Origin of the sequence: Streptomyces albidicamelliae, assembly GCF_025642175.1 — a bacterium.
Classification (GTDB): domain Bacteria; phylum Actinomycetota; class Actinomycetes; order Streptomycetales; family Streptomycetaceae; genus Streptomyces; species Streptomyces albidocamelliae.
Genome location: NZ_CP106795.1, coordinates 3,256,657 through 3,269,684 on the forward strand (window position 1 = coordinate 3,256,657; position 13,028 = coordinate 3,269,684).

Here is a 13,028-nt window from a genome sequence, read left to right on the forward strand (position 1 = left end):
TGTCAGGCCGTCCGGATTCCGGACGGCCTGACGAGGACCGGAGGCGACCTCCGGGGGGCACTCAGTGGTTGCGCGGGAAGCCCAGGTCCACGCCTGCCGGGGCGTCGGCCGGGTCGGGCCAGCGCGTGGTGACGACCTTGCCGCGGGTGTAGAAGTGCGTGCCGTCGTTGCCGTAGATGTGGTGGTCGCCGAAGAGCGAGTCCTTCCAGCCGCCGAAGGAGTGGTAGCCCACCGGCACCGGGATCGGCACGTTCACGCCGACCATGCCCGCCTCGATCTCCATCTGGAAGCGGCGGGCGGCGCCGCCGTCCCGGGTGAAGATCGCGGTGCCGTTGCCGAACGGCGAGGCGTTGATGAGCGCCACGCCCTCCTCGTAGGTCTCGGCGCGCAGCACGCACAGCACCGGGCCGAAGATCTCGTCCTGGTAGGCCTTGGCGCTCGTGGGCACCTTGTCCAGCAGCGAGATGCCGATCCAGTGACCGTCCTCGTAGCCGTCCACGGTGTAGCCGGTGCCGTCCAGGACCACCTCGGCGCCCTCGGCGGCGGCGCCCGCCACGTAGGAGGCCACCTTGTCGCGGTGCGCCTTGGTGATCAGCGGGCCCATCTCGGAGGCCGGGTCGTCGCCCGGACCGATCTTGATCTTCTCGGCGCGCTCGCGGATCTTGTCCACCAGCGCGTCGCCGATGCCGCCCACGGCCACGACCGCGGAGATGGCCATGCAGCGCTCGCCGGCGGAGCCGTACGCCGCCGAGACCGCCGCGTCGGCCGCCGCGTCCAGGTCGGCGTCCGGCAGGACCAGCATGTGGTTCTTGGCGCCGCCGAGGGCCTGCACGCGCTTGCCGTTGGCGGAGGCGGTGGTGTGGATGTAGCGGGCGATCGGGGTCGAGCCGACGAAGGAGACGGCCTTGACGTCCGGGTGCTCCAGCAGCCGGTCCACGGCCACCTTGTCGCCGTGGACGACGTTGAAGACGCCGTCGGGCAGGCCGGCCTCGGCCAGCAGCTCGGCGATCCTGATCGCGGCCGACGGGTCCTTCTCCGACGGCTTGAGCACGAAGGTGTTGCCGGTCGCGATGGCGATCGGGAACATCCACATCGGAACCATCGCCGGGAAGTTGAACGGCGTGATGCCGGCGACGACACCGAGCGGCTGGCGGATGGACGCCACGTCCACCCGGCTGGCGACCTGCGTGGACAGCTCGCCCTTCAGCTGGACGTTGATGCCGCAGGCCAGGTCGACGATCTCCAGGCCGCGCGCGACCTCGCCGAGCGCGTCGGAGTGCACCTTGCCGTGCTCGGCGGTGATCAGCTCGGCGATCTCGTCGCGGTGGGCGTCGAGCAGCGCGCGGAACCTGAACAGGATCGTGGTGCGCTGGGCCAGCGAGGACTGGCCCCACGTCGCGAAGGCGTCCTTGGCCGCCGCGACGGCCGCGTCCACCTCCTCGACCGACGCGAACGCGACCTTGGTGGTGACCGCGCCGGTCGCCGGGTCCGTGACCGGCCCGTACGCACCCGACGCGCCTTCGGCGGTCTTCCCGCCGATCCAGTGGTTGACGATCTTCGTCATGCCCAGAGACTCCTTATTACAGATGGCGGCGTCGGGTCGAGACGTGCCGTTCGTACAGCTCTCGTGCCTTGACCGCCGACGGTCGGGTCGCGGTCTCGGCCACAGGAACATCCCACCAGGCCTGCGCCGGAGGCGCGCCCGACACAGTGTCGGACGTTTTGGTCTCCACGTAGACACATGTGGGAGTGTCGGCGGCCCGCGCCTCGGCGAGCGCCTCGCGCAGATCGCCCACGGTCCTCGCGCGCAGCACCCGCATGCCGAGGCTGGCCGCGTTGGCGGCGAGGTCGACGGGGAGCGGGGCGCCCGTCAGGGTGCCCTCGTCCGCCGGGAACCGGTAGGCCGTGCCGAACCGCTCGCCGCCCACCGCCTCCGAGAGGCCGCCGATGGACGCGTACCCGTGGTTCTGCAGGAGCAGTACCTTGATCGCGATTCCCTCCTGCACCGCGGTCACGATCTCCGTCGGCATCATCAGGTAGGTGCCGTCGCCGACCAGCGCCCACACGTTCCGCTCGGGAGCGGCGAGCTTCACGCCGATCGCGGCCGGGATCTCGTAGCCCATGCAGGAGTAGCCGTACTCCAGGTGGTACTGGTCGGACGACCGGGCCCGCCACAGTTTGTGCAGGTCGCCGGGGAGGGAGCCGGCCGCGTTGATGATGATGTCCGACTCGTCGACCAGCGCGTCCAGGACACCGATGACCTGCGGCTGGGTCGGCCGTACGTCGGGGTCGTCCGCCTCGAAGCAGGCGTCGACCCGCTGTTCCCAGCGCTCCTTGTCCTCGGTGTACTCGGCGACGTAGGAGCCGGCGACCCGGTGCCCGTGCACCACGAGTGCCTCGGTCAGCTCGCCCAGGCCGCTGCGGGCGTCGGCGACCAGCGGGAGTCCGGCCAGCTTGTGGCCGTCGAAGGGCGCGATGTTGAGGTTCAGGAAGCGGACGTCCGGGTTCTCGAAGAGGGTGCCGGACGCGGTGGTGAAGTCCGTGTACCGGGTGCCGACCCCGATGACCAGGTCCGCCGTGCGGGCCAGCTCGTCGGCGGTCGCCGTGCCGGTGTGGCCGATGCCGCCGACGTCCTGCGGGTGGTCGTGGCGCAGGGAGCCCTTGCCGGCCTGGGTGGAGGCGACCGGTATCCGGGTGGTCGCGGCGAACTCGGCGAGGGCCGCCTCGGCACGGCTGTGGTGGACCCCGCCGCCGGCGACGACCAGCGGCCTGCGGGCGGCTCGGATCGCGCGGACCGCCTCCGCCAGTTCGGTGGGGTCGGCACCCGGCCGGCGGACGGTCCACACCCGCTCGGCGAAGAACTCCTCCGGCCAGTCGTACGCCTCCGCCTGCACGTCCTGCGGCAGGGCGAGGGTGACCGCGCCGGTCTCCACGGGGTCGGTGAGGACCCGTACGGCCTGCAGCGCGCTGGGGATCAGCTGCTCGGGGCGGGTGACGCGGTCGAAGTACCGCGACACCGGACGCAGGGTGTCGTTGACGGAGACGTCGCCCGCGTACGGCACCTCCAGCTGCTGCAGGACGGGGTCGGCGGGGCGGGTGGCGAAGACGTCCCCGGGCAGCAGCAGGACCGGGAGGTGGTTGACGGTCGCGAGGGCGGCGCCGGTGACGAGGTTCGTCGCGCCGGGGCCGATCGACGTCGTGACCGCGTGCGTGGACAGCCGGCCCGACTGGCGGGCGTAGCCGACCGCCGCGTGCACCATGGACTGCTCGTTGCGGCCCTGGTGGTAGGGCATGACACCGGCGTACTCGACCAGCGCCTGGCCGAGCCCGGCGACGTTGCCGTGGCCGAAGATGCCCCAGGTCGCGCCGATCAGCCGCCGCCGTTCGCCGTCCCGTTCGGTGTACTGGGCGGCGAGGAAGCGGACGAGTGCCTGCGCGACCGTGAGCCTCGTCGTCGAGGTGGTCATCGGTACCCCCCTGTGCTCTCTGCGTGGTCGGGGTGGAAGCAGATCCGCCACTCCCGCGTCGCGCCGGGTCCGGCCATGACGTTCAGGTAGTACATGGCGTGCCCGGGCTGGGCGATCGACGGGCCGTGCCATCCGTCGGGGACGAGGACGGCGTCGCCGGAGCGGACCTCGGCGAGGACGTCGCTGCCGCCCTCGCGCGAGGGGAATACGCGCTGGTACCCCAGACCGTTCGGACCGTCGATCTCGAAGTAGTAGATCTCCTCCAGCTCGGACTCCTCGCCCGGCCGGTGCTCGTCGTGCTTGTGCGGCGGGTACGAGGACCAGTTGCCGCCGGGGGTGATCACCTCGACGGCGATCAGCCGGTCGCAGTCGAAGGAGTCGGCGGAGGCGAAGTTGCGCACCCGGCGGGCGCAGGTGCCGCTGCCGCGTTCCTCGACGGGGACCTCCGGCGCGGGGCCGTAGCGGGCGGGGAGTCGTCGCTCGCACTTCGCTCCTGCCAGGGCGAAGCGGCCTCCCGCGCCGGAGGCGATCTGGACCCGGGCGTCCCGGGGTGCGTACGCGAAGTCGGAGACCGACGCGAACACAGTGTCCCGGCCCAGGAGTTGAAACTCGCACTGCTCGGTTGACGCAGTCTCAATTCGTACGGTACATCCGCCTTCCAGCGGAAGCACGATCCATTCACTGTCGCCGGTGGGGAACGAATGACGGCCGCCCGGCGCCAACTCGGCGACGCGCAGGCTGCTGTGGGTCCAGCCGGCCGACTCGGGGCCGATGTCGAGGGCGTACCGGGCGTTCGCGGTGGCACCCCGGGGCAGATGCAGGTCGGTGCGGGTCATGCGGTCCTCACAGCAGTCCTACGGCGGTGTCCACGGCGGCGGCCACGTCGCCGTCCGCCGGGTACAGCAGCGAGCGGCCGACCACCAGGCCGCGCACGGTGGGCAGTCGGAGCGCACCGCGCCACTTCTCGTAGGCCGCCACCTGGTCCTCCGGGGAGTCGCCGATGTCCCCGCCGAGCAGCACGGCCGGCAGTGTGGAGGTCTCCATGACCCGGGCCATGTCGTCGGGGTTCTCGGTGACCGGCACCTTCAGCCAGGTGTAGGCCGAGGAGCCGCCGAGGCCGGAGGCGATGGCGATGGACCGGGTGACCGCCTCGGCCGACAGGTCGTTGCGCAGCTTCCCCTCCGGGGTGCGGCGGCTGATGAACGGCTCCACGAAGACCGGCAGCCGGTGCGCCGCCATGGCGTCGATGGCGCGGGCGGTGGACTCCAGCGTGGTCAGGGAGCCCGGGTCGGCGTAGTCGACGCGCAGCAGCAGCTTGCCGGCGTCGAAGCCGAGACGGCTGATGTCCTCGGGCCGGTGGCCCGTGAAGCGGTCGTCCAGCTCGAAGCTCGCGCCCTGGAGTCCGCCGCGGTTCATGGAGCCCATGACGACCTTGTGGTCGAGGGCGCCGAGCAGGAGCAGGTCGTCGAGGATGTCGGCGGTGGCGAGGACGCCGTCCACCCCGGGCCGGGACAACGCGAGGCAGAGGCGTTCGAGCAGGTCGGCGCGGTTGGCCATGGCGAGCCCGCGCTCGCCGACGCCGAGCGCGCCGCGGGCGGGGTGGTCGGCGGCGACGATCATCAGCCGGCCGCTCTCGCCGAGCAGCGGGCGCCGGGCCCGGCGGGCGGCGGCCTCCTCGATCGCCTCGGGATGGCGGGTGCGGATGCGGACCAGCTCGGCCACGTCCACCCGGGGGCTCCGGGCGGCCCCGTCGCCGCCGTGCGGGTACGCGCCCGCCACGCGGCCGGCCCTCACAGCACCGCTCCGGCGTCGAGCGCGGCGGCCACCTCGTCCGGGGTCGGCATCGCGGAGGAGCACTCCAGGCGGGAGGCGACGATGGCACCGGCCGCGTTGGCGTACCGCATGACCGTCTCCAGGTCCCAGCCCGCCAGCAGGCCGTGGCAGAGGGACCCGCCGAAGGCGTCCCCGGCGCCGAGGCCGTTGAGCACCTCGACCGGCAGCGGCGGGACCTCGGCGGACTCGCCCGCGCGGTCGACGGCGAGCACTCCCTTGGGTCCCTGCTTGACGACGGCCAGCTCGACTCCGGCGGCCAGCAGGGCCCGGGCGGCGGCGTGCGGTTCGCGCTCCCCGGTCGCGACCTCGACCTCGTCCAGGTTGCCGACGGCGACCGTGGTGTGGCGCAGTGCCTCGGCGTAGAAGGGGCGGGCGGCGTCCGGATCGGTCCAGAACATGGGGCGCCAGTCGAGGTCGAAGACCGTCGGGCCGGCCTTCGCCCGGTGGGCGAGGGCGGCGAGGGTCGCCGTGCGGCTGGGCTCCTCGCTCAGGCCGGTGCCGGTGACCCAGAAGATCCGGGCGTCGCGGACGGCGTCCCGGTCCAGTTCGGCGGCGTCGATCTCCAGGTCGGGGGCCTTCGGCCGGCGGTAGAAGTAGAGCGGGAAGTCGTCCGGCGGGAAGACCTCGCAGAAGGTGACCGGGGTCGGCAGCCCGGGCACGGGGGTGACCCAGCGGTCGTCGACGCCGAAGCCGCGCAGCGCCTCGTGCAGATAGACGCCGAACGGGTCGTCCCCCGTACGGGTGATCACGGCGGTGCGTCTGCCGAGCCGGGCGGCGGCGACCGCGACGTTCGCCGCCGACCCGCCGAGGAACTTGCCGAAGGACGACACCTGGGCGAGCGGGACACCGGTCTGCAGTGGGTAGAGGTCCACTCCGATCCGCCCCATGGTGATCAGGTCGTAGGCCATCGGCTTCCCTTCGTCACGGCTCTCCACGGCTTTGTAGTCCCGTACGCCGGACCCTGTCAATGTTTTGTCCAGACATTCGGACCAGCCCTTGACACCCCTTCCCCCCGCCCGCACGCTGGCGGCCATGACGTCGTTGTCGCCCTCCTCACTGTCCCGCATCCGCATCGGATCGGCGCCCGACTCCTGGGGCGTCTGGTTCCCCGACGACCCCCGGCAGGTGCCCTGGGAGCGCTTCCTGGACGAGGTCGCCGCCTCCGGCTACGAGTGGATCGAGCTGGGCCCCTACGGCTACCTGCCCACCGACCCCGCGGTGCTCGCCGAGGAGACCGCCCGGCGCGGCCTGAAGGTGTCGGCCGGCACCGTCTTCACCGGCCTGCACCACGGCGAGGAGGTGTGGGAGGAGACCTGGGCCCACGTCTCCGGGATCGCGGACCTCACCCGGGCGATGGGCGCCCGGCACCTGGTCGTCATCCCGTCCTTCTGGCGCGACGACCGGACGGGGCAGGTGCTGGAGCCCGCCGAACTGACGGCCGGGCAGTGGCGGAACCTCACCTCGCTGACCGAGCGGCTCGGCCGGGAGGTGCGCGAGCGGTACGGCCTCACGATCGTCGTCCACCCGCACGCCGACACCCACATCGACAGCGAGGAGAACGTCACCCGCTTCCTCGACGGCACCGATTCCGGCCTGGTGTCGCTGTGCCTGGACACCGGGCACTACGCCTACTGCGGCGGGGACAGCGTCAAGCTGATCGAGACCTACGGCGAGCGGATCGGCTATCTGCACCTCAAGCAGGTGGACCCGGAGGTCCTGGCCGACGTGCGGGCCAAGGGCACGCCGTTCGGGCCGGCGGTGGCCCAGGGCGTGATGTGCGAGCCCCCGTCCGGTACACCCGAGCTGGGACCGGTGCTGGAGGCGGCGCAGCGGCTCGGCGTGGAGCTGTTCGCGATCGTCGAGCAGGACATGTACCCCTGCGAGCCGGACCGGCCGCTGCCGATCGCCCGCAGGACCCGGGCGTTCCTGCGCTCGTGCGGGGCCTAGGAACCCGCGCGCACGTGCGGAACCCGGGGACGCCCGCGCGGTGAGCACGCTCCGGCCGCCGGGTCGACACGCCACGCCGCCGGGCGGCCGGAAGTCTCTGCCGCAGCTCTGTCACAAACACCCCCCTTGTGTCACACATGTCGCGTGTACGCGGGTGCTCGGTCACACCAGGTCGACAGGCACTGCCCGCCGGTCACTGTGCGTCGTTCACCGGGCACAGGCTTGGTGATCGCCAGCGCAGTGCCCGGCTCCCCCGACGGCCGTCCTCGGCCGCCGCCGCGGCGCGCGCGGGGAGGTGCAACGCATGACCGACCGAAGGCTCTGGTCCTACAAGGAGATCGCGGCGCACATCAAGGTGCAGCCGGACACCGTGCGGTCCTATCGCAAGCACGGGCTGCTGCCGCCGCCCGACCATGTGGAGGGCGGTAAGCCCTACTGGTACGCCGACACCGTCCGGGCCTGGGTCGCCTCCCGTCCCGGCAACCGGGGCCGAAGAGACTGATCGACGTCCCGGCGTCCGTGCCGGGCGGCGCTGCGGGGCGGCGCCGGGCTCACGCCCGGCGCCACGGCTCGATGACCGTGACGCCCGCCCCCGCCGCCGTGCCCATCGCCGCGAGCGCCGCCGGGGCCGCGTCGAGGGGGATGGCGGAGGTCACGAGGAGGTCGGGGCGCAGCGCGCCCGAGCGGACCAGACGGAGCATGGCGGGGTAGGTGTGCGCGGCCATGCCGTGGCTGCCGAGGAGTTCCAGTTCCAGCGCGATGGCGCGGGCCATCGGCACCGGGGTCGTGCCGTCGGCGGAGGGCAGCAGGCCGACCTGGACGTGCCGGCCGCGGCGGCGCAGGCCGTTCACGGAGGCCGCGCAGGTGGCGGGTGAGCCGAGGGCGTCGAGGGAGAGGTGGGCGCCGCCGCCGGTCAGTTCGCGGATCGCGGCGGCCGTGTCGGGCACAGCGGTGGCGTCCAGGCACGCGGCGGCGCCGAACTCCCGCGCCAGGCCGAGCGCGGCCGGGGAGACGTCGACGGCGATCACCCGGGCTCCGGAGGCGGCCGCGATCATCACCGCCGACAGGCCGACCCCGCCGCAGCCGTGCACCGCGACCCACTCCCCCGCGGCCACCCGGCCCTGCTGCACCACGGCGCGGAAGGCGGTGGCGAAGCGGCAGCCGAGCCCGGCCGCGGTCGCGTGGGCCATGTCGTCGGGGACGGCGACGAGGTTGACGTCGGCGTGGTCGAGGGCCACGTACTGCGCGAACGAGCCCCAGTGGTGGAAGCCGGGCTGCGTCTGGCGCTCGCACACCTGCTGGTCGCCGGCCGCGCAGGACGGGCAGGTGCCGCAGGCGCACACGAAGGGCACGGTCACCCGGTCGCCGGGCCGCCACCCGGTGACCCGCGCGCCCACCGCCTCGACGACACCGGCCAGTTCGTGCCCGGGCACGTGCGGCAGGGTGATGTCGGAGTCGTGGCCCATCCAGCCGTGCCAGTCGCTGCGGCACAGCCCCGTCGCCTCGACCCGCACCACCACTCCGTGCCCGGCGGGCTCGGGATCCGGCACCTCCCGCACCTCGGCCGGCTCGCCGTACCGCTCGAAGACCACCGCTCGCATGCGTCTCACCCTTCCCCGGTCACCGGACGGGTCCACTGTGCACGGCCCGCGGGGGCCGGCCGGATCCGGCCCCCCGCCGGGGCTCACACCGGTACGGGCTCCTTCTCCTCGGCCACGGCCGCCGGTTCGCCCTCGCTGATGCCGAACCGCCGGTGGAAGCGGCGCAGCGGGGCCGGAGCCCACCAGGTGGCGCGGCCGGTGAGCCGCATGATGGCCGGGACGAGCAGGCTGCGCACCACCATCGCGTCCATCAGCACGGCGAGCGCGATGCCGAGGCCGAGCATCTTGGTGTTGGTCACCCGCGAGGTGCCGATGGCGACCATCACCACCGCGAGGATGACCGCGGCGGCGGTGATCAGCCCGCCGGTGCGCTGGAGGCCGTGGCGCACGGCTTCGTCGTGGTCGCCCGTGCGGTCGTACTCCTCCTTGATGCGGGAGAGCAGGAACACGCCGTAGTCCATGGAGAGGCCGAAGGCCACGCAGAACATCAGGACGGGCAGGGTCGTCTCGATGGAGCCGGGACTGGTGAAGCCGAGCGCTCCGGAGAGGTGGCCGTCCTGGAAGACCCACACCACCGCGCCGAACATCGCCGTCAGGCTGAGCGCGTTGAGCACCACGGCCTGCAGGGGTATCAGCACGCTGCCGGTGAGCAGGAAGACCAGCAGCAGGGTGACCACGGCGATGAACAGGGCCGCCCACGGCAGCCGCTCGGATATCGCGTGCTTGGTGTCGACCAGCACGGCGGCCGTGCCGGTGACCCGGGTGTCGAAGGGGGCGTCCAGCGCGCGCAGGTCGCCCACCAGGCGCTGGGCCGGTTCGTCGACCGCCTCGCCCTTCGGCTGGACCGTGAAGTAGGCCGCGTCGCCCCGGACCAGCGGGCCGTCGACGCGGGCGACCTCGGGCAGGGCGGCCACCCGCTGCCGGTAGGAGGCGTACTGGGCCTCGGTGCCCCTGCCCTCGGCGAGGATCTCCAGGCCGCCGCCGGGGCTGCCCGGGAAGCCCTCGCGGACGTGCTGCTGCACGACGTGGGACTCGGCGGCCGCCGGGAGCTGACGGTCGTCGGCGGTGCCGAACTTCACGCCCGTGAAGGGCAGTCCGAGGAGGACGAGCAGGGCGGTCGTACCGAGCGCGAAGAGCGGGGCACGGCGCATGACCAGGGACGCGGCGCGGGCCCAGGCGGTGCCGTCGGCGGAGGCGGGCACCCGGCCGCGCCGGAAGAGACGGCGCAGGTCCAGGGAGTTGACCCGGTGTCCGAGCAGGACGAGCGCGGCGGGGAGCAGGATCAGTGCGGCCGCGGCCGCGAGGAGCACCACGGCGATGCCGGCGTAGGCGAAGGACCGCAGGAAGTACTGGGGGAAGACCATCATGGCGGCCAGGGACACCGCGACCGTGAGCGCGGAGAAGAGCACCGTACGGCCGGCCGTGCGCAGGGTCGTCCCCACCGCCGTGAGCGGATCGGCGCCCGTGGACAGCTCCTCGCGGTACCGCCGGACGATGAACAGGGCGTAGTCGATGGCGAGGCCGAGCCCCAGGGCCGTGGTGAGGTTCAGCGCGAAGACCGAGACGTCGGTGAAGGAGGTCAGACCGCGCAGCACCGCGTTCGTCCCGAGGATCGCGACGATGCCGATGCCGAGCGGCAGCAGGGCCGCGACCGCGCTGCCGAAGACCATCACGAGCAGCACCAGGGTGATGGGCAGCGCGATGAGCTCGGCGCGGGTCAGGTCCTCCTTGATGATGCTCTGCATCTCGTGCCGGACCGCGACGATGCCGCCGACCTTCACCCGCACCGGGCCGTGCGTGCCCCGGTAGTGCGGGGCGATGCGGTCCAGGGTCCTGCCCATCGCGTTCTCGTCGCCGGTGATGCGGGCGGCGATCAGCGCCTCGTGGCCGTCTTCGGCGCGCAGGGCGGGCGACTCGCTCCGCCAGTAGGAGCCGACGCCCGTCACCCCCTTCTCCGCCGCCAGCCGGGCGGTCAGCTCCCGGGCCCGGGCGGCCACCGCGGGATCGTCGACCGAGGCACGGCCGGCGTCGACCAGGAGCAGCAGGTTCGGCTGGGAGCCGGGGAACTCGCGCTCCAGCGCCTTGGTCGCGTACGTCGACTCGGCGGCCGGGTCCTCCCAGCCGCCGCTTCCGAGACGGTCGGCGACACCGCTGCCGGCCACCACGGCGAGGGCGGTGAGCAGCAGGGCCACCAGCAGCGACAGGCGCGGCCGGGCGGTCACGAACCGCGTCCAGCGGCCGGGCCGGGGTGGGCTGTTGACTTCGGTCATCCTGCGGTGTCCCCTTCACCAGGAGCCGTGCCTGCAAGGAAGGAGGCACGGAGGAGTCGTCGCCATAAAATGGCAAACACGAGACGTCGCTCGCGTTTCCCAAGAATGCGAGCGACCACTCGCGTTTGTCAATCGTCTTCGGAGAGCTGGGGATCACGCGTGTCGGACACCTCGGAGAAGGAGCAGCCGCGGCGCCGCCAGGCCCGCGGCGAACGCCGTATCGCGCAGCTGCTGAAAGCCGCGTCCCAGGTCTTCTGCACCACCGGCTACACGGCCGCGAGCACCAACGCGATCGCCCGGGAGGCCGGCGTCTCACCGGGCACGCTCTACCAGTTCTTCCCGAACAAGGAAGCGATCGCGATCGAGCTCGGCGACCGGCTCATGCACGAGATGCGCGAGGCCTACGGCGAGGCCCTGGCACCGGTCGCCCCCGGCACCCCGCTGGAGGAGGCGATCGGTTCGGCCGTCGACCGGTTCATGGCCTTCAACACCGACCACCCCGTGTTCTTCGCCCTCATGCACGGCCCCGACATCCCGGGCCGGATGGCCGAGGCACACGACCAGCTGCACACCACCGTGGTCGGCCGCATCGAGGCGCTGCTCACCTCCCTCATGCCCGGCACCGCACAGGCCGACATCACCCGCACGGCCCACGTCTGCCTCGGCATCTACAAGGCGGGCCTGGAGCTGGTCCTGGCCCGCGAGGGCGCCGAGCGCGCGGCGTACGTCCAGGAGACCAAGGACGTCCTGATCCGCTACCTGGAGCCCCTGGTGGGCGCCTCGCTCGGCCGCGCCTGACCCGGCTCCGCCGGGTCCCCCCGGACTGCGACTTCCGGCACACCTGCCTACAGTGCGGGTAAATCGCCCAGCAGCAGCCCGAGGGGACGCACGTGACCCACTCCCCGCCGCCCGGCAGGCCCAGGGCCCGCATCCCCCGCCCGCAGCAGCCGCCACCGCCGTACCCCCACATCGGGGCGGGCCTGTGGCGGCGCGCCCTCGGCGGCGCCCTCGCCCTGTGGGCGGCGGCCGCCTGCGTGGCGTACCTGACGCGGAGCACCGCGCCGCTGCCGATGCTGATCCTGCTCGGAGGCTTCGCCGTACCCGTCGCCTACGTGCTGTGGGCGTACGAGCGGCACGCCCGCGACCTGGGCGTGAGCGCGGTCCTCGGCTGCTTCCTGGCCGGCGGCGCGCTGGGCGCGCCCGGCGCCGCGCTGACGGAGGGGCACCTGACGCATCCCTCCCTCGGGCGGTTCCTCGGTCTCGCCCTGCTCGCGGAGGCGGCCAAGCTCGGGGCGCTGGTCCTCGTGCTGCGCCGCCGGCCGGGCATCCGCGGCATGCGGGCCGGACTGGTGCTCGGCGCGGCCGTCGGCGCCGGTTTCGCCGCCCTGGAGAGCGTCGGGTACGGCATCGCCGCAGTCACCTCCGCCGGGGGGACGGACCCGCGGACGCCGCTGGAGACGGAACTGCTCCGCGGGGTACTCGCTCCATTCGGGCAGGCCCTGTGGACGGCGGCCGCGGGCGGCGCGCTGCTGTCGCTGCGCCGGCCGAACGGGACCTTCCGGTACGCCCCGCCGGTGGTCGCCGCCTTCATGGGCGCCTGCCTGCTGCACACCCTGTGGGACTCCACGCACGGCATCGCGCTGCGGCTGGTGGGCCGCCTGTCCGGCACCGGGCACGCCACCCGGCCGGTCGCGCCGGGGTACCCGGTCTGGCCGGGCACCGGGCAGGAGCACCTGTTCGCGCTGTTCTCGGCAGGCGGCGCGGCGCTGGTCGCGCTCGCCGGGATCGGCTGGGTGCGGTCGCTGGCGCGCCGGGACACCTCTTGGAGAAATACCCCCTAGGGGTATAGTGTGAGAACGGTCGGGCCCCCCGTGGGCCCCGCCGGCCCCACACGCCTCGACGAGGAGAAC

General features: G+C 73.2%; 11 protein-coding genes. 4 read left to right on the top strand and 7 right to left on the bottom strand.

Going from position 1 to position 13,028, the window contains the following annotated elements:
• Positions 1-61 precede the first annotated feature (61 nt).
• The 5 genes from mmsA to iolC form a co-directional block, all read right to left on the bottom strand.
• Positions 62-1,564 carry a CoA-acylating methylmalonate-semialdehyde dehydrogenase gene (mmsA, locus tag N8I86_RS15000; RefSeq protein WP_073900575.1) on the bottom strand — a complete coding sequence of 501 codons (1,503 nt, stop codon included), beginning with the start codon at positions 1,562-1,564 and terminating at the stop codon, positions 62-64.
• A gap of 16 nt (positions 1,565-1,580) precedes the next feature.
• Entirely contained in the window at positions 1,581-3,467 is a 1,887-nt protein-coding gene (gene iolD / locus N8I86_RS15005; RefSeq protein WP_123437775.1) for a 3D-(3,5/4)-trihydroxycyclohexane-1,2-dione acylhydrolase (decyclizing), read from the bottom strand.
• Complete coding sequence (gene iolB / locus N8I86_RS15010; protein WP_123437774.1) at positions 3,464-4,303, bottom strand: 5-deoxy-glucuronate isomerase; 840 nt, start codon at positions 4,301-4,303, stop codon at positions 3,464-3,466. Before iolB ends, iolD begins: the two co-directional genes overlap by 4 nt.
• 7 nt (positions 4,304-4,310) lie before the next feature.
• Positions 4,311-5,195 (bottom strand): Cgl0159 family (beta/alpha)8-fold protein, encoded by an 885-nt coding sequence (locus tag N8I86_RS15015; protein ID WP_432020700.1) that lies wholly within the window; start codon positions 5,193-5,195, stop codon positions 4,311-4,313.
• Between the two features lie 62 nt (positions 5,196-5,257).
• Entirely contained in the window at positions 5,258-6,208 is a 951-nt protein-coding gene (gene iolC, locus N8I86_RS15020) for a 5-dehydro-2-deoxygluconokinase (RefSeq protein ID WP_263277986.1), read from the bottom strand.
• Positions 6,209-6,332: 124 nt separating this feature from the next.
• On the opposite strand from iolC, the gene N8I86_RS15025 reads away from it, so the two are divergent.
• Both N8I86_RS15025 and N8I86_RS15030 read left to right on the top strand, forming a co-directional pair.
• Positions 6,333-7,247, top strand: a complete 915-nt coding sequence (locus N8I86_RS15025) for a sugar phosphate isomerase/epimerase family protein (protein ID WP_263277987.1) — start codon at positions 6,333-6,335, stop codon at positions 7,245-7,247.
• Positions 7,248-7,551: 304 nt separating this feature from the next.
• Positions 7,552-7,749: a helix-turn-helix transcriptional regulator gene (locus tag N8I86_RS15030; protein ID WP_263277988.1), complete on the top strand. Its 198-nt coding sequence runs from the start codon at positions 7,552-7,554 to the stop codon at positions 7,747-7,749.
• A gap of 49 nt (positions 7,750-7,798) precedes the next feature.
• Here the strand turns inward: N8I86_RS15030 and N8I86_RS15035 are convergent, their stop codons facing one another.
• Positions 7,799-8,848 (bottom strand): zinc-dependent alcohol dehydrogenase family protein, encoded by a 1,050-nt coding sequence (locus N8I86_RS15035; RefSeq protein ID WP_073900561.1) that lies wholly within the window; start codon positions 8,846-8,848, stop codon positions 7,799-7,801.
• 83 nt (positions 8,849-8,931) lie between these two features.
• On the bottom strand, positions 8,932-11,118 hold the full coding sequence (locus tag N8I86_RS15040; protein ID WP_263277989.1) for an MMPL family transporter: 2,187 nt from the start codon (positions 11,116-11,118) through the stop codon (positions 8,932-8,934).
• A gap of 159 nt (positions 11,119-11,277) precedes the next feature.
• On the opposite strand from N8I86_RS15040, the gene N8I86_RS15045 reads away from it, so the two are divergent.
• Positions 11,278-11,916 carry a TetR/AcrR family transcriptional regulator gene (locus N8I86_RS15045; RefSeq protein ID WP_260148324.1) on the top strand — a complete coding sequence of 213 codons (639 nt, stop codon included), beginning with the start codon at positions 11,278-11,280 and terminating at the stop codon, positions 11,914-11,916.
• 92 nt (positions 11,917-12,008) lie between these two features.
• Positions 12,009-12,959: a PrsW family glutamic-type intramembrane protease gene (locus N8I86_RS15050; RefSeq protein WP_073900555.1), complete on the top strand. Its 951-nt coding sequence runs from the start codon at positions 12,009-12,011 to the stop codon at positions 12,957-12,959.
• Positions 12,960-13,028 lie beyond the last annotated feature (69 nt).

Excerpts from the sequence above, each read along its gene's own strand:
- mmsA (WP_073900575.1), bottom strand. The coding sequence starts at position 1,564 with ATGACGAAGATCGTCAACCACTGGATCGGCGGGAAGACCGCCGAAGGC.
- iolD (WP_123437775.1), bottom strand. The coding sequence starts at position 3,467 with ATGACCACCTCGACGACGAGGCTCACGGTCGCGCAGGCACTCGTCCGC.
- iolB (WP_123437774.1), bottom strand. The coding sequence starts at position 4,303 with ATGACCCGCACCGACCTGCATCTGCCCCGGGGTGCCACCGCGAACGCC.
- iolC (WP_263277986.1), bottom strand. The coding sequence starts at position 6,208 with ATGGCCTACGACCTGATCACCATGGGGCGGATCGGAGTGGACCTCTAC.
- N8I86_RS15025 (WP_263277987.1), top strand. The coding sequence starts at position 6,333 with ATGACGTCGTTGTCGCCCTCCTCACTGTCCCGCATCCGCATCGGATCG.
- N8I86_RS15030 (WP_263277988.1), top strand. The coding sequence starts at position 7,552 with ATGACCGACCGAAGGCTCTGGTCCTACAAGGAGATCGCGGCGCACATC.
- N8I86_RS15035 (WP_073900561.1), bottom strand. The coding sequence starts at position 8,848 with ATGCGAGCGGTGGTCTTCGAGCGGTACGGCGAGCCGGCCGAGGTGCGG.
- N8I86_RS15040 (WP_263277989.1), bottom strand. The coding sequence starts at position 11,118 with ATGACCGAAGTCAACAGCCCACCCCGGCCCGGCCGCTGGACGCGGTTC.